This is a genomic window from Pseudonocardia sp. CA-142604 (assembly GCF_050948475.1).
GTDB classification, from domain to species: domain Bacteria; phylum Actinomycetota; class Actinomycetes; order Mycobacteriales; family Pseudonocardiaceae; genus Pseudonocardia; species Pseudonocardia alaniniphila.
The window spans coordinates 9,858,982-9,881,151 of the sequence record NZ_CP192045.1 but is presented as its reverse complement, the minus strand read 5'-3'; the positions used below and the strand labels follow the sequence as shown (position 1 = coordinate 9,881,151).

At 67.5% G+C, this 22,170-nt stretch carries 19 protein-coding genes and 3 pseudogenes; 14 read left to right on the top strand and 8 right to left on the bottom strand.

What is annotated here, in order from left to right; translation table 11 throughout:
* Positions 1-62 precede the first annotated feature (62 nt).
* Both ACQPZQ_RS45175 and ACQPZQ_RS45170 read left to right on the top strand, forming a co-directional pair.
* Positions 63-1,529: a phenylacetate--CoA ligase family protein gene (locus tag ACQPZQ_RS45175; RefSeq protein ID WP_433290635.1), complete on the top strand. Its 1,467-nt coding sequence runs from the start codon at positions 63-65 to the stop codon at positions 1,527-1,529.
* A gap of 49 nt (positions 1,530-1,578) precedes the next feature.
* Positions 1,579-2,160 carry an NUDIX hydrolase gene (locus ACQPZQ_RS45170; RefSeq protein WP_433299698.1) on the top strand — a complete coding sequence of 194 codons (582 nt, stop codon included), beginning with the start codon at positions 1,579-1,581 and terminating at the stop codon, positions 2,158-2,160.
* Positions 2,161-2,187: 27 nt separating this feature from the next.
* Here ACQPZQ_RS45170 and ACQPZQ_RS45165 read toward each other — a convergent pair whose 3' ends face one another.
* Together ACQPZQ_RS45165 and ACQPZQ_RS45160 are read right to left on the bottom strand one after the other, a co-directional pair.
* Positions 2,188-3,507, bottom strand: a complete 1,320-nt coding sequence (locus ACQPZQ_RS45165; protein ID WP_433290633.1) for a glycosyltransferase family 87 protein — start codon at positions 3,505-3,507, stop codon at positions 2,188-2,190.
* Between the two features lie 121 nt (positions 3,508-3,628).
* Positions 3,629-4,399 carry a deoxyribonuclease IV gene (locus tag ACQPZQ_RS45160; protein WP_433290631.1) on the bottom strand — a complete coding sequence of 257 codons (771 nt, stop codon included), beginning with the start codon at positions 4,397-4,399 and terminating at the stop codon, positions 3,629-3,631.
* Positions 4,400-4,648: 249 nt separating this feature from the next.
* On the opposite strand from ACQPZQ_RS45160, the gene rpsF reads away from it, so the two are divergent.
* The 6 genes and pseudogenes from rpsF to ACQPZQ_RS45130 form a co-directional block, all read left to right on the top strand.
* The gene (gene rpsF / locus ACQPZQ_RS45155) at positions 4,649-4,987 is read left to right on the top strand and encodes a 30S ribosomal protein S6 (RefSeq protein ID WP_241036557.1); all 339 of its coding nucleotides are present in this window, start codon (positions 4,649-4,651) and stop codon (positions 4,985-4,987) included.
* Between the two features lie 10 nt (positions 4,988-4,997).
* Positions 4,998-5,498, top strand: a complete 501-nt coding sequence (locus tag ACQPZQ_RS45150; RefSeq protein WP_241036558.1) for a single-stranded DNA-binding protein — start codon at positions 4,998-5,000, stop codon at positions 5,496-5,498.
* Between the two features lie 57 nt (positions 5,499-5,555).
* Positions 5,556-5,792: a 30S ribosomal protein S18 gene (gene rpsR, locus ACQPZQ_RS45145; protein WP_241036559.1), complete on the top strand. Its 237-nt coding sequence runs from the start codon at positions 5,556-5,558 to the stop codon at positions 5,790-5,792.
* Between the two features lie 43 nt (positions 5,793-5,835).
* Positions 5,836-6,285 (top strand): 50S ribosomal protein L9, encoded by a 450-nt coding sequence (gene rplI / locus ACQPZQ_RS45140; protein WP_433290629.1) that lies wholly within the window; start codon positions 5,836-5,838, stop codon positions 6,283-6,285.
* Positions 6,286-6,822: 537 nt separating this feature from the next.
* Positions 6,823-8,232, top strand: coding sequence for a replicative DNA helicase (gene dnaB / locus ACQPZQ_RS45135; protein ID WP_344720749.1), 1,410 nt, complete (start codon positions 6,823-6,825; stop codon positions 8,230-8,232).
* Positions 8,233-8,442: 210 nt separating this feature from the next.
* Positions 8,443-8,816 (top strand): annotated as a pseudogene (locus tag ACQPZQ_RS45130) (transposase); the annotation flags it as partial.
* A 335-nt stretch (positions 8,817-9,151) separates the two neighbouring features.
* Here ACQPZQ_RS45130 and ACQPZQ_RS45125 read toward each other — a convergent pair.
* The 5 genes and pseudogenes from ACQPZQ_RS45125 to ctaD all read right to left on the bottom strand — a co-directional run bounded on the left by ACQPZQ_RS45125 (position 9,152) and on the right by ctaD (position 13,839).
* A complete protein-coding gene (locus tag ACQPZQ_RS45125) occupies positions 9,152-9,529 on the bottom strand; it encodes a hypothetical protein (protein WP_433290627.1) in 378 nt (125 codons plus the stop codon).
* A gap of 275 nt (positions 9,530-9,804) precedes the next feature.
* Positions 9,805-10,389 (bottom strand): peptide-methionine (R)-S-oxide reductase MsrB, encoded by a 585-nt coding sequence (gene msrB / locus ACQPZQ_RS45120; RefSeq protein ID WP_433299695.1) that lies wholly within the window; start codon positions 10,387-10,389, stop codon positions 9,805-9,807.
* A gap of 78 nt (positions 10,390-10,467) precedes the next feature.
* Positions 10,468-10,633: pseudogene (gene groEL, locus ACQPZQ_RS45115) on the bottom strand (chaperonin GroEL); the annotation flags it as partial.
* A 226-nt stretch (positions 10,634-10,859) separates the two neighbouring features.
* Positions 10,860-11,207: a GNAT family N-acetyltransferase gene (locus tag ACQPZQ_RS45110; protein WP_433290625.1), complete on the bottom strand. Its 348-nt coding sequence runs from the start codon at positions 11,205-11,207 to the stop codon at positions 10,860-10,862.
* Between the two features lie 877 nt (positions 11,208-12,084).
* Entirely contained in the window at positions 12,085-13,839 is a 1,755-nt protein-coding gene (gene ctaD, locus ACQPZQ_RS45105) for an aa3-type cytochrome oxidase subunit I (protein ID WP_433290623.1), read from the bottom strand.
* 565 nt (positions 13,840-14,404) lie between these two features.
* On the opposite strand from ctaD, the gene ACQPZQ_RS45100 reads away from it, so the two are divergent.
* The 5 genes and pseudogenes from ACQPZQ_RS45100 to ACQPZQ_RS45080 all read left to right on the top strand — a co-directional run.
* The gene (locus ACQPZQ_RS45100; RefSeq protein WP_433290621.1) at positions 14,405-15,013 is read left to right on the top strand and encodes a sulfite oxidase-like oxidoreductase; all 609 of its coding nucleotides are present in this window, start codon (positions 14,405-14,407) and stop codon (positions 15,011-15,013) included.
* 1 nt (position 15,014) lies between these two features.
* Positions 15,015-15,470, top strand: coding sequence for a DUF5709 domain-containing protein (locus tag ACQPZQ_RS45095; RefSeq protein WP_433290619.1), 456 nt, complete (start codon positions 15,015-15,017; stop codon positions 15,468-15,470).
* 187 nt (positions 15,471-15,657) lie between these two features.
* Entirely contained in the window at positions 15,658-15,984 is a 327-nt protein-coding gene (locus tag ACQPZQ_RS45090) for a hypothetical protein (protein WP_433290617.1), read from the top strand.
* Positions 15,985-16,265: 281 nt separating this feature from the next.
* Positions 16,266-17,186, top strand: a complete 921-nt coding sequence (locus tag ACQPZQ_RS45085; protein ID WP_433290615.1) for a ferritin-like domain-containing protein — start codon at positions 16,266-16,268, stop codon at positions 17,184-17,186.
* A gap of 137 nt (positions 17,187-17,323) precedes the next feature.
* Positions 17,324-17,515: pseudogene (locus tag ACQPZQ_RS45080) on the top strand (transposase); the annotation flags it as partial.
* Positions 17,516-17,609: 94 nt separating this feature from the next.
* Here ACQPZQ_RS45080 and ACQPZQ_RS45075 read toward each other — a convergent pair.
* Entirely contained in the window at positions 17,610-17,915 is a 306-nt protein-coding gene (locus ACQPZQ_RS45075) for a hypothetical protein (RefSeq protein ID WP_433299722.1), read from the bottom strand.
* Positions 17,916-18,832: 917 nt separating this feature from the next.
* On the opposite strand from ACQPZQ_RS45075, the gene fdh reads away from it, so the two are divergent.
* Positions 18,833-22,039 (top strand): formate dehydrogenase, encoded by a 3,207-nt coding sequence (gene fdh, locus ACQPZQ_RS45070; protein WP_433290613.1) that lies wholly within the window; start codon positions 18,833-18,835, stop codon positions 22,037-22,039.
* Positions 22,040-22,170 lie beyond the last annotated feature (131 nt).

The window sequence follows — 22,170 nt, the reverse complement described above, 5'->3', positions numbered from 1 at the left end:
GATCATCAGACTGTCCTACAACCGGTGGCAGCCTAGCCGACCGGGATCGCTAATCTCGGCAGATGCTCGACGAGCGACCAGCCGATGTTCTCGCCGCCTACAGGGAGTTCTTCGACGGTGCGGATTCCGGCGGCGAGGAGCGGGTCCTGAGGCTCTTCCACGACGTGGCGGGCTCGGTGCCGGCCTACCGGGAGTTCCTGCGGGACCACGAGGTCGACCCCGACTCGATCCGCTCCCTCGGCGACTTCCGCGGTCTCCCGTTGATGACCAAGGACACCTACCTCCGGCGCCATCCGCTGCCCCGGCTGTGCCGGCACGGCCGGATCGACGACAGCGACATGATCGCGGTGTCCTCCGGCTCGACCGGCCGCCCGACGATCTGGCCGCGGTCGCTCGTCGACGAGCTGCACATCGCCCGCCGGTTCGAACAGATCTTTCGCGACGGGTTCGGCGCGGCCGGCCGCAGCACGCTCGCCGTGGTGTGCTTCCCGCTGGGCACCTGGGTGGGCGGCTTGTTCACCGCCTCGTGTGTGCGGCACCTCGCGGCCAAGGGCTACCCGATCACGGTGGTCGCGCCGGGCAACAACAAGGGCGAGATCCTGCGCGTCCTACCGGAGCTCGGGCCGCACTTCGACCAGGTCGTCCTGCTCGGCTATCCGCCGTTCGTGAAGGACGTGATCGACACCGGAGTGGCCGAGGGCCTCGACTGGTCGTCCTACGCCATCAAGCTCGTTCTCGCGGGCGAGGTGTTCAGCGAGGAGTGGCGCGACCTCGTCGCGCGGCGCGCCGGGATGGCGAACCCCGTGACCGACTCGGCCTCGCTCTACGGCACCGCCGACGCCGGCGTGCTCGGCAACGAGACTCCGCTGTCGGTGTCGATCCGCCGCTTCCTGGCCGGGCGTCCCGAGCTGGCGAGTGAGCTGTTCGGGGATCTCCGGCTGCCCACGCTGGTCCAGTACGACCCCGGCAGCAGGTTCTTCGAGGCGCAGGACGGCACCCTGCTCTTCTCCGGTGACAGTGGCATCCCGTTGATCCGCTACCACATCGCCGACGAGGGCGGCGTGCTCCCGCATCGGGAGTTGCTCGACGTCTGTGTGCGCCACGGGTTCGAGCCGGTGCCCGGTCCTGCGCTGCCCTTCGTCTACGTCTTCGGACGGTCGCTGTTCGCCGTCTCGTTCTTCGGGGCGAACGTCTACCCGGAGAACGTTGCCGTAGCGCTCGAGCAGCCGGTGATCAGCGAGCAGGTCACGGGCAAGTTCGTCCTGGAAACGATCGAGGACGAGGACCGGAACCGCCGGCTGCGGATCACCGTCGAGCTCGCCCCCGGCCGCACGGTCGACACGGATGCCTTCTCGTTCGACGTGGCCGAGTCCGTCCGGCATCAGCTCCAGCGGCGCAACAGCGAGTACGCCCACTACGTGCCTGCCGACCAGCAGCTGCCTCAGGTGCAGCTGCGGGCCACGGGCGACGCCGAGTACTTCCCCGTCGGCGTCAAGCATCGCTACACGCGGCAGAACCCTGGCAACTGACCGTGCTGCCCAGGACCGTTCCGTGAGGCACGATCAGGACGTGGACAGCATGCGCTCGCGGGTGGTCGATGCCCTGCGCCGGTTCGACCGTCGTCCTGCCGAGCGGCCGGACCTCAAACGCGCCTCGGTGGCGATCGCGATCATCGAGCCGGGGTCGTTCCTGCTGACCCGTCGTGCGCCGACACTGCGGGGCCACGCCGGCCAATGGGCGTTGCCCGGTGGACGCAACGAACCCGGCGAGTCGCCAGGGGAGGCGGCGCGGCGCGAGCTCGCGGAGGAGCTGGGGCTCGTCCTGGGCGCGGACGCCGAGCTGGGCATGCTCGACGACTACCCCACGCGGTCGGGCTACGTGATCACGCCCGTGGTGCTCTGGGCAGGAACCGACGGGGAGCTGCAGCCGAACCCTGCCGAGGTGAGCGAGCTGCACCGCGTGCCCCTGGAGCTGATCGACATCGAGCCGCGGTTCCTCACGATCCCGGAGTCCGACGCACCGGTGATCCAGCTCCCGTTGTTCGGCCGGTTCGTGCACGCGCCCACCGGTGCGGTGCTCTACCAGTTCCGGGAGGTGGTGCTGCACGGGCGCCCCACGCGGGTGGCGCACCTGGAACAGCCGGTGTTCGCCTGGCGCTAGTGTCGCGGAAACCCCGTTTCCTCGCCACTAGGCCGGCGACGGGCGAACGGCCCCTGTGAGCGCGACCGGGGAGTCGGCCTCGCCGTCGGCCAGCCGGTCGGGCAGGCGGAGGAACACCACGAACAGGACGACGAGGAGCGCCGCCCGTCCCCAGACGCCGATGGCCACGGCCTGCGCCGCGAAGCCCTCGTAGATGCCGATCCCCACGCCGGTCTTCAGCGCGTAGAACCAGCGGAAGATGCCGATGCCCATCATCAGGTCGACGATCAGGTAGCCGACGACCCACCGCCACGGCACCTGCAGCAGCACGAAGAACGGCAGGAGCCACAGCGTGTACTGCGGGGAGTGCACCTTGTGCAGCAGCAGGAAGCCGCACAGCATCGCCGCGCTCACCGCAACCCAGGGGAAGACGCCGCTGCGGCGCCACCGCCACCAGCCCACAGCCGCGGCCACCGCGAAGGACAGCATCACGAGGCCTGGCGAGAGCCAGTTGATGACGGCCTGGAAGGCGACGTTGTCGGGTTCGGACTCCGGCCGGAATCCCCAGTACCAGATGGAGTTGGTGGTGAGGTCGACCTTGCGCAGCTCCTGGAACGTGAACGACGCGCGCCAGCCCTCGTACCCGGCCACTGCGAAGGGCAGGTTCACCAGGATGACGGTGCCGGCGGCGGCCAGCGCGACCCGCAACGCCGCGCCCCAGTGCAGCACCCCCGGCCGCGACGCGGTGAGCACGTAGAGCGCGAGCGGGAGCACGAAGGCGCCGGGGTAGAGCTTGAACGCGAAGCCGAGCCCGAGCAGGACGCCCGCCACGGCGCCCCGGTCGGCGAGGGACCGTTCGGTGCGCCAGCCGTGCATCACGAACACGGCCCCGACCGCGCAGGCCACCACGGGCAGGTCCCAGTTGTGGAACGCGTAGAGCACCAGCGGCGGGCCGAGCGCCCACACCAGCGCGCGCCATCGGGACAACCTGCCCAGCATCCAGCCGGTGAGCAGGCCGAACGGGGCCATCAGCAGTGCCGAGCCGAGCAGGAAACCGGCGTCGTTGTGCGCGAACAGCGCCCCGGCCCAGATGAGCATCCCGGTGAGCACCGGGTACTCGACCGTGCCGCCGACGAGCTGGCCTTCCGGGGTGATCGAGCCGTTGAGGTACGGGAAGACGTGGTGGTTGATCTCGCGGCCGAGCCACAGGTGCTGGATGTCGGAGTAGCAGACGTCGCGGTCGATCCGGATGTCGTAGTCGGGCTCGCTGCGGCCCGCCGCGTCGAACTCCGGTCCGGTGCAGCGGGCCTTGTTGGCGTAGCCGAGCACCAGCATGAGGCCGGTGAGCAGCACCAGCACGACCAGCATGGTGCGGCCTGCCCGGGATACGGGAACGGCTGCTGGAGCGGACCGGTCCGTTCGGACGGGGCCCACTGCGGAGCGTGTCACCGGCCGGCCCCGGCGCCGTCCGGTTCGTCCTGCGGACAGTTCACGACCCCAGCCGCTCGCGGAGGAACGCGATGTCGTCGGCCTGACCCTCGGCCGGCGTCTCGACGACCACCGGCGCGCCCGCGGCGGCGCAGACGGCAGCCAGCTGCTCGGGCTCGATGGTGCCGTCGGCGATGTTGGCGTGGCGGTCGCGGGCGGAGCCGAACTCGTCGCGGGAGTTGTTGAGGTGCACCAGGTCGATCCGGCCCGTGATCGACTTCGCCCGGTCGACGACGTCGACGAGATCCTCACCGGCAGCGAAGGCGTGGCACGTGTCGAGGCAGAACCCCATCCCGAACTCACCGACGGCATCCCAGAGGCGGGCCAGGGCGTCGAACCGGCGCGCCATGGCGTTGTCGCCGCCTGCGGTGTTCTCGATGAACACCGGCACGGCGAAACCGCCCTCGTCCATCTGCCGCTCGACGAACTTGCGCCAGTTCTCGAAGCCCTTGGCGGCGTCCTCGCCCTGAGTGACGTGGCCGCCGTGGACCACCAGGCCGATGGCGCCGACCTCGGCTGCTGCCTCCGCATGCTGGATCACGAGCTTGCGGGACGGGATGCGGATGCGGTTGTTCAGCGACGCCACGTTGATTACATACGGTGAATGCACCACGACGGCGAGCGGGCCCGTGCGCAGCTGCTCGGCCTGCGGGTGCGTCGGCGGCTTCTTCCAGCCCTGTGGGTCGGCCAGGAACATCTGCACGATGTCGGCCCCACGGTCGTCCGCCGTGACCAGCGGGTCGTCCTCGCGCACGTGGGCCCCGATGAGCATGCGGGCAAGCGTAGTGACCGCCCCCGACAGCCGTTCCCTGGCGTGGTCCGCTCGGCCCAACAGGGCCGCGGGGGCGACCAGAGCTCCACTCGTTCGCCCTGGTAGCCTCGTCATGTCGACCCGACCGGCGTCCTCCGGATGCCGCACGCGCTGCCCATTTGGGGTGGCCGTTTCTGTCGGGGCTTCCTGAGAACCTCCTGTCGCGGATGGACCGCGACCGTTCCAGTCCATAGGAGGTGAGTGGTTCTCATGCGTCATTACGAGCTGATGGTCATCCTCGACCCCAGCCTGGACGAGCGCACTGTGACGCCGTCCCTGGAGACGTTCCTCAACGTCGTCAAGAACGACAAGGGCACCGTCGAGAAGATCGAGGTCTGGGGCAAGCGCCGCCTGGCCTACGAGATCGCCAAGAACGCGGAGGGCATCTACGCCGTCCTCGAGGTCACCTGCGAGCCGGCCACCGTCGCCGAGCTCGACCGCCAGCTGGGGCTCAACGAGTCCGTGCTGCGCACCAAGGTGATGCGCCGCGAGCCGAAGCGGGCCGTCGAGCCGAAGCGGGCGCCCGCGCCTGCTGCCGCCGCGAGCTGAGGCGACAGCCATGGCCGGCGAGACAGTGATCACCGTGGTCGGCAACCTCACCGCCGACCCGGAGCTGCGTTTCACCCCGTCCGGCGCCGCGGTCGCCAACTTCACCGTGGCGGCCACCCCGCGCACCTTCGACCGCCAGTCCGGCGAGTGGAAGGACGGCGACGCGCTGTTCATGCGCTGCAACGTGTGGCGGCAGGCGGCGGAGAACGTCGCCGAGACGCTCACCCGCGGTATGCGAGTGATGGTGCAGGGCAGGCTGCGGCAGCGCAGCTTCGAGACCCGCGAGGGCGAGAAGCGCACCGTCGTCGAGCTCGAGGTCGACGAGGTCGGCCCGTCGCTGCGCTACGCCACGGCCAAGGTCAACAAGGTCAGCCGCGGTAGCGGCGGCGGTGGCTTCGGCGGTGGTTCCGGCGGCGGCGGTGGCGGCGGCGGCGCCCCGATGGACGACCCGTGGGGATCCGCCCCGCCGGCCGGCAGCGGCCCGGCGATGGACGACGAGCCCCCGTTCTAACCCAGAGACCACTCTCCGCCCGCGTGGCGGTATCGAGCACAACCAGGAGCAACCCCTATGGCCAAGCCCGTCCTGCGCAAGCCGAAGAAGAAGGTGTGCGCCTTCTGCAAGGACAAGGCCCAGGTGATCGACTACAAGGACACCGGCCTGCTGCGGAAGTTCATCTCTGACCGCGGCAAGATCCGAGCCCGCCGGGTCACCGGCAACTGCCGTCAGCACCAGCGTGACGTCGCGGTCGCGGTGAAGAACTCCCGCGAGGTCGCGCTGCTGCCCTACACCTCGACCGCCCGCTGAGCGAGCTCGCGAGCGAACCTCAGTACAGCGGAGGACCTACACCATGAAGCTCATCCTCACCGCCGACGTGCCCAACCTCGGTGCACCCGGCGACATCGTCGAGGTCAAGGACGGTTACGGGCGCAACTACTTGCTGCCCCGTTCGCTGGCCGTGGCGGCCACGCGTGGCGCGGAGAAGCAGGTCGCGGCGATCAAGCGGTCCCAGCAGGCCCGCCAGATCCGCGACCTCGGCCACGCCAAGGAGGTCGCCGGCCAGCTCGGCGGGCTCACGGTTACCGTCCGGGCCAAGGCGGCGGGCGACTCCGGCCGTCTGTTCGGATCGGTCACCGCGGCCGACGTCGTCGAGGCCGTCCGTGCGGCGGGCGGCCCGCCGCTCGACCGGCGCGCTGTGGAGGTGCCCGGTCAGATCAAGACCGTCGGCACCCACGCCGTCACGGTGCGCCTGCACCCGGAGGTCACGGCAGAGCTGGACATCGCCGTCGAGGCGAGCTGACTCGACGCGCTCACCGTCACCAACAGTAATCAGGGCGGGACGCGGGCCACGTGCCTGCGTCCCGCCCTGTTCTCTTTCTGGTTGATCTCGGACGCTCTCTCCCTTGCGCTCGCCGGCGGGTTCGCGGAAAGGTGACGGAGGCATCGCCGAGTGACCGTCCGGACGCGCCAGGTGTGTGCTTCGTAAGCGCGCCCGACACGCCGAAACAGTCTCGTCGGCGTGTCGTGACAAGAAAGTTGTCCACATTTGCGATCATGCCGGTGAGCTGCGGAGACACAGCGTAGAAGCTAGTTGTCCCCATGTGCTCCACAGGCTGCTCCCTACCCGCTCCTGGGCGGCTCTCGATCCGTCCCCACCCCGTCCCCAGCTCCGTGCACAGGGCGGTTTTGAACCGTCGGTGGAGCCCCATAACCTGCTCGCTCGGGGTCCGAGATCGCCTGCCCGGCGACAACTTCGGTTCACCGGAGTGTCACCCCGGACCCGGGAGGCGCTTCGAACGCATGTTCGATATGATAGTGACTGGGGGTGACGCTGCGTATGGCACTGGCTGACGATCGTCCCGCAGGTAGACCGCGCCCGGTGCGCGCGGCGGGCGAGGCAGCGCCGGAGCAGGGTGGCAGCGCATTCGACCGTCAGCCCCCGCAGGACCTCACGGCCGAGCAGTCGGTTCTCGGCGGCATGCTGCTGAGCAAGGACGCCATCGCCGACGTGGTCGAGGTGCTGCGGCCCGACGACTTCTACCGCCCGGCCCATCAGACGGTCTACGACTGCATCCTCGACCTCTACGGCCGGGGCGAGCCCGCCGACGCCGTCACCGTGTCGTCCGAGCTGCAGCGCCGGGGCGAACTGATCCGTCTCGGCGGCGCGCCGTACCTCCACACGCTGATCGCCACGGTGCCCACCGCGGCCAACGCCGCGTACTACGCCGAGATCGTCGCCGAGAAGGCCATCCTGCGGCGTCTCGTCGAGGCGGGCACGCGCATCGTGCAGCTCGGCTACCACGGCGCCGACGGAGCCGAGGTCAACGAGGTCGTCGACCGCGCCCAGGCGGCCATCTACGAGGTCACCGAGCGCAGCACCAGCGAGGACTACGTGGCGCTGGAGGAGCTCCTCCAGCCCACGATGGACGAGATCGACGCCATCGCGTCCCGAGGCGGCGTCGCGCTCGGTGTGCCCACCGGGTTCGCCGACCTCGACGCAGCCACCAACGGGCTCCACCCCGGGCAGATGATCGTTGTGGCCGCGCGTCCCGGTCTCGGGAAGTCGACGCTCGGCCTCGACTTCGCCCGCTCCTGTTCGGTCGCGCACGGCCTCACCAGCGCGGTCTTCTCGCTGGAGATGAGCAAGTCCGAGATCGTCATGCGGCTGCTCTCGGCAGAGGCACGCATCCGGCTCGCCGACATGCGCGCCGGCCGGATGAGCGACGACGACTGGACGCGGATGGCGCGGCGGATGAGCGAGATCAGCGAGGCGCCGATCTTCATCGACGACTCGCCCAACCTCACGCTGATGGAGATCCGTGCCAAGGCGCGCCGTCTCAAGCAGCGCAACGACCTCAAGCTCGTGATCCTCGACTACCTGCAGCTCATGACGTCGGGCCGCAAGGTCGAGTCGCGTCAGCAGGAGGTGTCGGAGTTCTCCCGGCAGATCAAGCTGCTGGCCAAGGAGCTCGAAGTGCCGGTGGTGGCGATCAGCCAGCTGAACCGTGGGCCCGAGCAGCGCACCGACAAGCGCCCCATGCTGTCCGACCTGCGTGAGTCGGGCTCGATCGAGCAGGACGCCGACATGGTCATCCTGCTCCACCGGCCCGACGCGTTCGAGCGCGACGACCCCCGAGCCGGCGAGGCCGACCTGATCCTCGCCAAGCACCGTAACGGCCCCACGAGCACGATCACCGTGGCCCACCAGCTCCACTACAGCCGCTTCGCCGACCTGGCCCACGGGTGATCGCCGCCCGCAGGATCTCAAATCAGATGTCGTAATCTCAGAACCGATGTCGTATGGATGTCGTATACGACATGGCTTGGGATTCTGTGTCCAGTCCCAGCGAGGTTTGCAGAGACTCGCGGCGTCAGCCCGCCCGGCGGTCCGCCACTCCCAACACGCCCGTCGAAACCCGAGGGTTGAGAGGAGCGCGATCCCGCTGCCCGCGCAGTCGAAGGGCATGCCCTGCACGCGGTGATCAGTGGGGTCAACGCTCACGACAGCACCCTGCTCGCGGCGCTGCTGGACACCAACCCGGGCGTCCGTCGGCCGGAGAAGTTGCACGCCGACAAGGGCTACGACTATCGCGGGTGCCGCCCCTACCTGCAGCGGCGCGGATCGCCCGCCGCGGTATCGAGGACTCCAGCCGGCTGGGCCGGGCGCGCTGGGTCGTGGAACGAACGATGGCGTGGCTGCTGAGTTACCGTCGTCTCGCGCTGCGCTACGACCGCACCCAGGCCACGCTCTCGGCGCTGCTCACCCTGGCCTGCACGCTGATCGGCCACCGCGGTGGAGATCCAACTGCGAGTTCGCCGCTTCTTCTGTGAGAATGCCAGGCTTTCGGCGCGGACGTTCGCCGAGCAGATCGTGGGGCTGACCGCGCGCCACGCGCGGGGCAGCCCGCTTCCGCGGCAGATGCTCGAGTCGATCGGGTTGGCGTTGGCCGGGCGGGCGGGTGCCCGGCTGGCCGGTGGGCGGCAGCCGCGGTAGCCCCGCTCGCTGATCTCCCGGAACAGGATGCTGGCGTTGCGCACCCCAGCGTTGAAGCGTTCGTGCAGGTAGGGCGTGAACTCGTCGAGCACGCTGGGTCGACCGGTGCGCGGCTTGGCCAGCAATTCCTCGACGCTGCTGGCACGGTAGAAGCGGCGCACGGTCTCCTTGGCTAGCCCGAGTTCCCGCATGATGTTCGTGATGGCCCTGCCTGAGCCTTGAGGGCCTGCACCCGCTCGTATCGGTCTTCGGCGCGGGTGACCAGCGCGGAGTTCTCGATCCGCCCGGCCTGCGCGACCGAGGCGGCCTCGGCCAGGTCGGCGGGGCGACCGGGCTGTGCGGGAATCTCGGGTGGGATCTCCTCGGCGGCGGCGCGGATGCAGCCGTGGTGTGCGGCGACGGTCTTCTCCACATGCTCGGCCAGGTTGTGCCACAGGTGCCGGCGGTCTGCGACCTGGATCGCATCGGGCGCGCCGGTGCTCGCTCTCTCGGCACAGACGCCACCGAGTTCGGCCCCGGCCGTGCGGGCACTGGCCGAGCAAGAGGTCACCGAGGTCCAGCTGCAGCCGACCGGCCCGGACATACATCCGGCGCGAACTGGAAGTATTCGCAGACGCCGTGCGTTCCTGAACACTCCTGAGCTTGCTCACCGGTGTGCCTCGGCCGCCGGACAGTCGGGTAGCCCTGGCGGCGTCTGGTGCGGGCGCATGTCGGTCGGTGAGCTCGCGACCGGAGTGGAGCCAGTGTCAGCGGCGTTTCTCCGTGCGGTTCTCCCGGGCGATCAGGATATGCCCGAGGCGGGCCGTCCGACTTGGGCGGGCAAGGTTAACTCACGCTGGCCGGCGGGTCGTCGGCGTCACCCTCCTTTTCGGCGCTGAATAGCTCGCGGTAATCACCGTACCCTTCGCGTTCCAGGTCAGCTAGGGGCACGAACCGCAGTGCAGCGGAGTTGAGGCAGTAACGGCGTCCACCTCTGTCGCGCGGACCATCATCGAAGACGTGTCCTAAATGACTGTCTGCATGAGTGGATCGAACCTCGACCCTGCGCATCCCGTAGCTCCGGTCGTCGAGCTCCGCTACATTGCGCTGGACGATCGGCTTTGTGAAGCTCGGCCAGCCCGTATGGCTATCGTACTTGTCGATAGAGGCAAAGAGCGGCTCCCCGGACACGACGTCCACGTAAATGCCCGGCTCCTTGTTGTCCCAATAGGCATTACTGAAAGCGCGTTCGGTTGCGCCCTCCTGAGTGACACGGAACTGCTCGGAGGTCAATCGAGCGATGGCCTCCGGCGATTTACCGTACTTCGGCTTCAAGTCATCTCCTCCGTTTTCGCTGTAGGTAGTATCGTGATAATGATTGCCTGGCCGACCAGAGATCAGCTGCCCGAACAGGTTGGTTGGCCCGCACACCCCTCCTGATCGCAACCGCAGCCTGCTAGGTGGCGGCCTGACAGCCAGACTAGACTGTCTAGTCCGATTATAGGCACGGCCTGCGGCGGCGTCGAGGGCCTCGCCCGCGGTGAGTCCGCGGACCTCCTCCGCCACAACGCCGCCATCGAGGCCGCCGTTGACCGCGATCTGCTTGAGCGGGGCCTCCAGGGCGACCTTGACGATGTTGGCGCCGGTGGGCCTCGTCACCGTCGAGGGCCGGGCCCTCGAATAGGCCGCCGGCAGGGCCTATGGGGCCTGGACGAGGCCCCGCAGCCCCGGCTCGGCATCGGCGGGACGTGCGAGCCGCCTCCCCCGCATGCCCCGGGGTTGAGGCCGGCTTTCGAGGCGCGCCCAGCAAGGCCGCATCACTCAGCTCGTCGCCGTGACAGCGCGTCGCCCGACCCTTGATAGTCGGACGTCCTAGTCCAATACAGGACCGCGGGCGTTCGTCAGTTGGCGCGTTCGCGCGGTGCGCGGTCGGGTACCTTCGCCTGGCCCGGGAATCGACTGTCGACGAGGTCCTTGTATTGAGGGTGGTCGGCAATGTAGTCCGCCACGAAGGGGCAGTAGTTGGTGAGTTTCAGGTCTTGCGCTCGTAGATCGTCCAGGGCGTGTTTGACAAGCCGGGTTGCGACCCCTCGGCCGCGGTACTCAGGCTCAACGATCGTGTGGGTGAGTGTCACGCGTTGGTCGCCTCGCGGAGCGTGGTAGACGATCATGCCGACTACCTGTCCGTTAACCACGGCTTCGTACGAGCCGCTGTCGCTGTTCTTCTGTACCTTCATCTCAGGGTTCACCTGGATTCTCCTGATATTTCCTTGAGCAGTTCGGTCTTCGCTGCCCAGTTTGGGCGGCTCGAGCCTGGCCAGGAGCCATCGTGCATCACTGATGCTCCCATCCTGTGCCGAATCGGCGAGGGCAAAGCAATCTCAGGGTTGTGGTCCCGTCGATGTCGTCGTCATCGCGCAACTCCGCTGCACGGCGTTATAGGTCCAACCCCACGTCCAAAGGGGTAGAGCAGCACTGACCGCGGAACGTAACGGGACCGTTTTGAACGGCCGTGTTACGGTCCGCGCTGACTCGACTAGCGGGCTATGTCTCGGCGACGAGCTCGACCTCCATCAGTTGGTCAGGGGATGCCCGCATGCTCGGGCAGCCGACCTGTTTCACCTCGTTGTCTCGGTGTGCCGACCCGAGGAGCTGCACGCGCAGCATCGACATCACAGGCACGATTCCACCGGCCACCCCGAGTGCGGGTTGTGGTATTAGGGTGAAGTGGCCGCCGATTCGCCCCGGCACCCCAAGCGCGTCTCCCACTTCGAGAGCGTCGTGGAGGAAGCCTGAGACCTCACCGCCCTGGAGGAGACCTCGATGGTGAGATCGATCTTGCACACTGCGAGGCCTGTTCCCCGCAAATCCGAGAGCGCTCCCGGCGTCGCGCATCGGTCGATGCCGTGATAATCGAGCGCATGATCGCCGACTTTCGACACCGGGGCTGCCGAACATGACATCGATCGCGATGCGATGGTTAGCATCCGCCCGGACGGCATTAGGCAGCCGGATCCCCCGCAGGAGCGCTCTGAGGATCAGACTTCCCCCTTCCTCCAGAAGTGTCGAGGCCGGATCGCAGTGCGCCGAGCCTCCAGTGGTTCCGCGGAGCACACCGCGTCTCCGTCAGCGTGATCGTGGGTCTGAGTTGGGTTGCGTTTCCTGCGCCGTGGCCTGAGCCGCCACTTCGGAGGGCGCGGCCCGGCCGCCGGCGTGTGCCTCGCGGCGGTAGCGCTCCACCATGTGCGGGTAGTGCAGCTCGAACGCCGGGCGCTCGGAGCGGATCCGGGGCAGCTCGGTGAAGTTGTGCCGCGGCGGCGGGCAGCTGGTGGCCCACTCCAGCGAGTTGGCGAAGCCCCATGGGTCGTCCACCGTGACGATCCGTCCGTAGCGGTAGCTGCGGAAGACGTTCCAGATGAATGGAAGCGTGGAGGCACCCAGGACGAACGCGCCGATCGAGGAGACTGTGTTGAGTGTGGTGAAGCCGTCGGTGGGCAGGTAGTCGGCGTAGCGGCGGGGCATGCCCTCGGCGCCGAGCCAGTGCTGCACCAGGAATGTCAGGTGGAACCCGACGAACGTGAGCCAGAAGTGCACCTTGCCGAGGGTGTCGTCCATCATCCGGCCGGTCATCTTCGGGAACCAGAAGTAGATGCCGGCGTAGGTGGCGAACACGATCGTGCCGAACAGCACGTAGTGGAAGTGCGCGACCACGAAGTAGGTGTCCGAGACGTTGAAGTCGACCGGTGGTGAGGCCAGCAGAACTCCGGTGAGGCCGCCGAGCAGGAACGTGACCAGGAAGCCGAGCGCGAACAGCATCGGTGTCTCGAAGGTCAGGTGGCCCTTCCACAGGGTGCCGATCCAGTTCACGAACTTGATGCCGGTGGGGATCGCGATCAGGAAGGTGGTGAAGGAGAAGAAGGCCAGCAGCACTGCTCCGGTGGCGTACAGGTGGTGGGCCCAGACCGCTACCGACAGCGCGGCGATGGCGATCGTGGCGTAGACCAGGCCCTTGTAGCCGAAGACCGGTTTGCGGGCGAACACCGGGAAGACCTCGGAGACGATGCCGAAGAACGGCAGCGCAATGATGTAGACCTCGGGGTGGCCGAAGAACCAGAACATGTGCTCCCACAGGATCGTCCCGCCGTTGGCGGGGTCGAACACGTGGGCGCCGAGTTGGCGGTCGGCCAGTAGGCCGAGTAGCGCCGCTGTGAGCTCGGGGAACGCGATGAGGATCAGGATCGCGGTGATGAGGATGTTCCAGGTGAAGATCGGCATCCGGAACATCGTCATGCCGGGGGCGCGCATGCAGACGATCGTGGTGATGAAGTTGACGGCGCCGAGGATCGTGCCCAGTCCTCCGACGACCAAGCCGACGATCCACAGGTCCGACCCGCTGCCAGGCGAGTGGAGGGCGCCGGACAGGGGCGTGTAGGCGGTCCAGCCGAAGTCGGCGGGCCCGCCCGGTGTCAAGAAGCCCGACAGTACGATCAGCCCGCCGAACAGGAACAGCCAGTACGAGAAGGCGTTGAGCCGCGGGAACGCCACGTCAGGGGCGCCGATCTGCAGCGGCACGATGTAGTTGGCGAAACCGAACACGATCGGCGTCGCATACAACAACAGCATGATCGTGCCGTGCATGGTGAACAGCTGGTTGTACTGCTCGTTCGACAAGAACTGCAGACCGGGGCGGGCGAGCTCGGCGCGTATCAACAACGCCATCGCCCCACCGGCCAGGAAGAACACGAACGACGTCACCAGGTACAGGATGGCGATGTCCTTCGGATCCGTCGTCCGCAACATCCTCGCCAGAACGGTCCCCGTGGCCGCACGGCGCACCGGTGCCGCACGAGCACGAACCGGAACCGGAACAACTTCCGTCATATCGCCTCCCGGACCAACCAGCCCGCCAGATTCACACCGCCTTCGCTCGACCGCTCGGCGAGCGTCTGCGCGGACAGGTAGACCGCTTCGCATAGCGAAGGGCAGTAGCTACTATGGGTAATCGTGGATCGTGAGGAGCGCTCGAACGACATAGGGTGAGGCTCGATGTCTCCGATGGCCACACGCAGACGCCCCTCTGGACTATCCAGGCCAACTATTAGGTCTTCTCGTTGGACTGTCAAGTCCACTGAGACCTGACTCCACCCATCTTCGGACGGAGCCAGAGACCAGACCGCGGGGGTGTAACTTGCGGCCTATGCCCCCTTCGCGCACCTACGTGGCCGCGAGCGCCTGCGGCGAAGAGGATCTAACCTCGCGTATGCACTGGACTTGACAGTACCAAATTTGACGGGTAGCTAGGTGTCGCACGGTCTGGCGGGTACCGCGTCAAGTTGTCCTGCGGTCGCTCGTGCTGGCCGGATGACCGGCAAGATTCGAACACCGACAGTGACGTCGTGGCGGCCAGCGCGAATCGCACGGCCGAACACAGACGAGAGGAACCATCATGCCGGCCACCAGAGGCTTCGCGGGGCGTGGCCACACGGCACGTGATTCGCACCTGCCGCCGGGTCAGTACGACGCCGGCGACGGGTGGCCCGTGCTGCACGCGGAAGCCACCCCGTCCATCCGCACCGATCGCTGGACCTTCACCGTCGACGGCCTCGTTCAGTCGCCCACCACGTGGAACTGGCAGGAGATCCAGGCACTCCCGGGGTCCCGGTACGAGGGCGCCATCCACTGCGTCACCACCTGGTCGAAGTTCGGCATGACATTCGACGGGGTCTCCGTCGACACCCTGCTGACGTCAGCCGGTCCACGCGACGACGCAGCGTTCGTCCTCGCCCGTTCACACACCGGCTACACCACCAACCTGCCGATCGAGGACGTGACCGACGGCAAGGCCTGGGTGGTCTGGAACGTGAACGGATCGCCCCTGGAGGAGATCCACGGAGGCCCGGCCCGGCTGCTCGTGCCCCACCTGTACTTCTGGAAAAGCGCGAAATGGGTGTCCGGGCTGACGCTACTGGCCCAAGACCAGCCCGGCTTCTGGGAGCGCAACGGGTACCACGACCGGGGAGACCCCTGGCTCGAGCAGCGCTACCAGGGAGATTGACATGTCCACAGATGACAATGACGCGACCGACGGCGTCGACATCGACTCCGGGCTCCTTCAGCCGGAGGACAGCCTCGACGACCGCGGGGTCGTGGACGTACTGGACGAGGGCTACTCCCCTCCGGACCGTCCGTGGGAGCTCAACGACTACGGCCTCACCGCGCGGGAAGCGGCCGAACACGAAAGCCTCGACGGCCGTCTGGCACGCGAGCTGCCCGACATCATGATCCCCGACGGGGACGGGCTAGGAGACACCTCGGACACCGACGGCGAGCTGTACGACAACGAAGCCGGCACGGCCCGCTCCGGGAGGTTGATCGACGTCGAAGCCACCGGCGAGATCGACGACTACGCCTACCTCTACGCGGTGGACATCGGTCGCGATGGCGGCGCGGCCTCCGCCGAAGAGGCCGCAGTACACATCGTCGCCGATGAAGACGAACCCGAACCGGTCTGAGAACGCCGACGCGCCTGAAACGACACTGCTGCTACCCGATCAATCAGTGGGTGAGACTCGCGAACCAGTGCGCACCCCATCGGACGGACGCGGCCCAGGATCGGAAGCAACACCCAGCTCGCGGCGCCTCGGACATCGACAGCGCGTCCCGTCCCACCAGGTTGAACATGTTCCGAAGGAGGAACTGATGGACGACACGCTCAAGAACATTCATATCGTGGATGGCGACCCTGTGATCGAGGGTCACATCGCCATCGCGGTTACGGCGCACGCCTTCGTGTACAACGACGGCTCCACCCAGGTCTTCGAATCCAGCGGGGCTACCACCTACGTCGAGCAGGGCCGGCCGACACAAGGCAACTGGTACGTCGATGACGGCCGCTTCTGCTCATTCTGGCCTCCCAGCTATCGTGCCTGCTACGACTTGCATTGGATCGTGGAGGAAGGCCGGATCGTCGGCGTGCGGTTCACCGAACCCAACCGGGGATCAAGCTTCGACGGCCGTTATCGGTGAGCCCGGTTTCCCGGCCGCACGGAAGGCGGCCGGCCGACGCCCTGCATTCCTCCGCCGACCGAGCCGAATCCTATGCCAACCTCCTGGTGAACTCGCCGGGTTCTTGGTTCCCGAGCCGTTCGTCGAAGGACGGTGCGGACTACGACGCGTACTTTGAGCTGAACTCGGCCACGTTCTTCCTTTTTCGTTTGGAAGGTAGCGGTGGTCTCGACAGCCGATTTGAGATCACAGCGGATTGCCTCTAGGCACGACCGTCATCATCGAACAACACAGGAGTCAGGATGTCTGAGAACCGCTTCATCGACGACGCCATCAACCGTAGCGCCGAAACCGCGGAAGATCGCGCCAAGCTCACCAGCATGGTCGCCGAAACCGCCACCGGCGCACCGACGACCGCGACAGAAGGAGGCGGGCCAAGTGACGGTTCGATCCTGAACTTCGCGCTCAACCTGGAGTACCTCGAAGCGGAGTTCTACCTTCGTGGCGCAACAGGTCAGGGACTGCCCGATGACATGGTGGGTGGGACAGGGACGCCCGGCCAGGTGTCCGGCGGCCGACAGGTCGCCTTCCGTAGTCCTCTGATCAAGAACATCGCCCGCGAGATCGCCATGGACGAGCGAGCCCACGTTGCGTTCCTCCGCGGCGCACTCGGTAACGCGGCCGCTGCGCGCCCACGGATCTCCCTTGACCACAGCTTTACCGCCGCGGCGACTGCGGCCGGATTGATCAAGCCCGGAGAGATCTTCGACGCCTATGCGAACGACCGAAACTTCCTCTTCGCTGCCTTCCTCTTCGAAGATGTAGGAGTCACCGCTTTCAAGGGTGCGGCACCGTTCATCTCCAACAAGACCTACCTGGATGCAGCAGCAGGCCTGCTGGCCACCGAGGCCTACCACGCCGGGATCGTGCGGGCCACGCTGTTCAGTGAAGGGCTCGCGGATGACTCGGTGTTCGACGCCGTGCACAAGATCTCCGCGGTTCGCAACGCGGTCAGCGGCCCCGCTGACGATGATCAGGATCTCGGCACCAAGGACGAGGCCAACCTAGTTCCCACCGATGAGTACGGCCGTGCATTCGGCAGGAGCGCCGCGCAGATCCTCAACATCGTCTACCTTGATTCTCAAGCAGGCTCCTCCGGCGGCTTCTACCCAGATGGACTTAATGGGGACATCGTCCAAGGCACCGGGCCCGCCGCGGGCTAGTTTCTGCCTCCGCCATTCAGCCGTGCCGACGGAAAGCTCATGGAGCGAGCGAGGCAGCTCAGTCGTGTGCGACTGTCTCAGAGCGTGTTTGAGAGGGCTCGGCGTGTCTGTGTGATCACCCGCCTGTCTCGGTTCCGGTGGACCGATGCCCGGACGTCAGACCGAGCCCCGTACCCACCAGCGCAGCTACCCGTCTGACACCAGCGACGCGCAGTGGGGAGTTGATCGAGCCGCTGCTACCGGCGACCCGCCCGGGTGGGCGGCGGGGGAAACACCCGCGGCGGGCGGTGGTCGACGCGATCCTCTACGTGGTGCGCACCGGGTGTGCGTGGCGGCAGATCCTGCAAGTCGTGGGCAGGCGGGTCCGTGAGCGGGAAGGCTGCGGCCCCGAGCCCTCGGCAGGGTTGGTGGACTCCCAGTCGGTCAAGGGCGCCGACACCGTCGGGACGGATTCCCGCGGGCGCGCAGGCCCGACACCACGGCGGAGGACGTCGCGCTGTCGACGAGCACGCGGTCGAGCGTGGAGAGTTCGACGAGCCGGTGCAGGGCACGCTTCGCGAACTTCGTGTGGTCGACGAGCGCAACGGTGCGGGCCGCGAACGGCGCGGTCAGTGGGCCGACGGAGCCCGCAACCGCCGACAGCACCGCGAGCCCGAACGCGGCGGCCGACATGACGAGCAGAGTTGGTAACAGGCCGGGGAGCACGAACCACAGCCTGCCAACGCCCACCGAGGGCTGTTACTCGCCACCGCGGGACCGCGCGCCGGGTTGACAGACCGATCGGGAGTCCCCCGCGGCCCACATCTGTCTCGACGAGCGGGGGAGCCAGTGCGGGAAGCAACAGCAGGTATGACCGGGACCGGCCGGTGGGCGATCGTGCGGCCACGGAGTCCCGAGCGCTCATGGGGGAGGCCCACCGTGTAGAGCAGTCCGGCTATTGTGCTGGCTCCGACGTTCTCGATGGCTTGCACGGTCGCGAGAAGCCCGAAGGCGGATCCGCGGATCTCGACCGAGGTGAACGCGGCCACGGCGGCATGTTCTGCGGTCTCGGTGCACCCGATCCCGATTCCGGCCAGCGCGAACGCCACCGTGGCATTCGTCTACCTCGCAGCCTGGATGCTGCTGGCTCTCGCGGTCCTCGGATGGGTCACCAGCACGCGGACAACGGCGCACAGCCAATGAGGCACGAGATCGGCTGCTCGGGTCCAGCGGTCTCGGTCTGGCGAGAACCATCGACTATGTGCGCTTGCGCCCCGGACAGAAGGGGCCAGGATTACCCGAACGGGCGATGTCCACGGCGCGCAAGCTGGGGATCGTAGGCCGGCCACGGTGTGAAGGATGAGGGCCGCCAGTTCTCGGCGCAGCCAGCCGGTGCAGTGGGGGCCTCCAATTGCGGGGAACGACATTAGTCTCCGTTGCGAGCATCCGAAAGGCGCGGCAGAGCCCTCGGTCGGTCCGCCGACGTCGGTCAACAACGGGAAAGTCAGCACGCATGACAAACAATCTCGTGTCTCGGACCACGAGTTCAACCGCGCGGTTCGCGAGTCAAGACTGCCGTTCGGTCGACGGTGGTTTCTCAGGGCTGTCGCCGGCGGGGTGAGCGGCGCGAGCGCTGCGGGGGCGTTGGACGGCTGAGGAGGCTGCTCGTGGGAGTGCGGCAGTGGCTCGGGAGTTGGCCGGTGATACGGCAGGTCACGGGAGCGGACTGGACCGCCCGGGGTGAGGCTTCCCGGTCGTCGCGCAGCGAGCACCTCGTACCGCGGACTGCGGAGGCCGACCGCGTCGTCCAGTCCATCTGCCCCTATTGCGCGGTCGGCTGCGGGCAGCTTGTGTTCGTGAAGGACGAGAAGATCACGCAGATCGAGGGTGATCCGGACTCGCCGATCTCGCTGGGGAAACTCTGCCCGAAGGGCGCGGCCAGCAGGCAACTCGTGCTGCTTCCCGACCGCGTCACTACCGTTCGATACCGGCGTCCTGGTGGGACGGAGTGGGAGGACCTCGACCTCGACACGGCGATGCAGATGATCGCCGACCGCGTGCTCGACACGCGACGCCGGACCTGGCAGGACACTGACGAGGATGGCCAGCCGCTGCGCCGCACGATGGGCATCGCGCACCTCGGCGGGGCCACGCTGGACAACGAGGAGAACTACCTCATCAAGAAGCTCTACACGGCTCTCGGCGCGATACAGGTCGAGAACCAGGCCCGCCTTTGACACTCCTCCACCGTCCCCGGTCTGGGGGCCTCGTTCGGTCGCGGCGGCGCCACGACTTTCCAGCAGGACCTCGCAAAGAGCGACTGCATCGTGATCCAGGGGTCGAACTTCGCCGAGTGCCATCCCGTCGGCTTCCAGTTCGTCATGAACGCGAAGATGCGCGGGGCGAAGATCATCCACATCGATCCCCGCTTCACGCGCACGAGCGCGCTGGCAGACCTGCACGTCCCGATCCGGGCGGGCTCGGACATCGCGCTGCTCGGCGGGCTGATCAACCACGTGCTCACCGAGGGCAAAGAGTTCCGCGAATACGTCGTCGCCTACACCAACGCCGCGGCGATCATCAACGACGCATACCGCGACACTGAGGACCTCGACGGGCTCTTCAGCGGCTGGGACCCGGAAAGGTCCTGCTATGACGTCGACACCTGGGCCTACGAGAGCGCCGGCCCGGGCGCCGACGAGCCGAGCGGATCGGTCCAGCAAGGCGGTCACCAGCACAAGTTGACCGCGGGCGGTGACAAGTACGGAAGTGGCGGCCCGTCGGTCGCCACGAAACCGCCGCGAGACGAGACACTGCAGCACCCGCGCTGCGTCTTCCAGATTCTCAAGCGGCACTACGCCCGCTACACCCCCGAGTTCGTGGAAGAGGTCTGCGGCATCCCGCAACACACGTTCCTCGAGGTCGCCAGGGCGATCACCGAGAACAGCGGGCGCGACCGCACGACGAACTGGTCCTATGCGGTGGGCTGGACGCAGCACAGCGTCGGCGTGCAGTACATCCGGGCCGCGGCGATCCTGCAGGCGCTGCTGGGCAACATCGGCCGCCCGGGCGGCGGGATCATGGCGCTGCGCGGGCACGCCAGCATCCAGGGCTCCACCGACATCCCCACGCTGTTCAACATCCTTCCCGGCTACCTGCCGATGCCGGCCGGCCCGCTCGGGGCGTCCCTGGCGAACTACATCGCCCCGGACGTCGGCGTTGCCGGGTTCTGGGGCGACATGCCCAACTACATCGTGAGCCTGCTCAAGGCGTGGTTCGGAGACGCCGCCACCGCGGAGAACGACTACGGCTTCGACTGGCTGCCGCGCCTGACCGGAGACCACAACAACTACCGCACTGTCCTCGACATGGCCGACGGGAAGGTGGCCGGCTACATCGTGGCCGGGGAGAACCCGGCTGTCGGCAGCGCAAACGCCCGGATGCAGCGGCTGGGCCTGGCGAAGGCGGACTGGCTGGTCGTCCGCGACTTCGCCTGCATCGAGACCGCGACGTTCTGGAAGAACTCGCCCGAGATCGAAACCGGGGAGCTGCGCACAGAGGAAATCAACACGGAGGTTTTCCTCCTGCCCGCGGCCAACCACGTGGAGAAGGAAGGCACATTCACCAACACCCAACGACTGCTGCAGTGGCGACACAAAGCCGTCGAGCCACCCGGCGACGCCCGCAGCGACCTGTGGTTCTTCTACCACCTCGGCCGAATCATCAAGCAGAAGGTGGCCGGGTCGGATGACCCTCGCGACGCCCCGATCAAGGCGCTCACCTGGGACTACCCCGTATACGGGCCTACGGCCGAGCCCAGCGCCGCAGCCGTGCTGCAGGAGATCAACGGCCACGGGACCGACGGGCAACTGCTCACCACCTCTTCCCAGCTTCGCGACGACGGCTCCACCTGCTGCGGCTGCTGGATCTACTGCGGCGTGTACGCCGACGGGGTCAACCAGGCCGCACGGCGCAAACCCGCCCGCGAGCAGGACTGGGTAGCCGCGGAGTGGGGCTGGGCATGGCCCGCGAACCGGCGCCAGCTCTACAACCGGGCCTCCGCTGACCCCGCCGGCAGGCCATGGAGCGAGCGCAAAGCGCTGATCTGGTGGGACGGCGAGAAATGGACGGGCCACGACGTACCGGACTTCCCGGCCGGGACCGCGCCGGACTACATCCCGCCACCGGGCGCGACGGCGGGGGCAGCGTTGGCCGGCGATGACCCGTTCATCATGCAGACCGACGGAAAGGCGTGGCTGTTCGCGCCTGCCGGGCTGGTCGACGGACCGATGCCCACACACTACGAACCAGCCGAGACCCCGCACAGCAACCTGTTGCACCCGCAACAGCCGCGCAACCCGGCGGCCATGCTGTACGACCAGCCAGGCAACCGGCACCACCCGAGCGGTTCCGAGGTCTTCCCGTACGTGCTCACCACCTACCGCCTCACCGAGCACCACACCGCAGGCGGCATGAGCCGACACCTGCCCCACCTCGCCGAGCTACAGCCCGAGGCGTTCTGCGAGGTCTCCCCCGAACTTGCCCGCGAGCGAGGCCTGACCCACCTCGGCTGGGCCACCGTCATCACCGCACGCAACGCGATCGAACTGAAGGTGCTCGTGACCGATCGGATGACACCGCTGCGCATCGAGGGGCACGAGACCCACCAGATCGGCGTGCCATGGCACTTCGGCCACAACGGGCTCGCCACCGGCGACAGCGCCAACGACCTGCTCTCGATCACACTCGACCCCAACGTCCACATCCAGGAGTCCAAGGTGCTCACCTGCGACATCCGACCAGGGCGACGCCCGCACGGCCCGGAACTGCGCGCGCTCGTCGAGGACTACCAGCGGCGGGCGGGCCTGGCGTGACTCGACACTTTGATCGGCGTGTGCCCTGGCTGGTTGCACGCTAATTGCGCGGCGGGCCGCGCCGAGGAGAAGCAATAAAAGGCATGGATGGGATCTAGGCCTGCGGCTGCCGGCTCACGAGGACCCGGTGT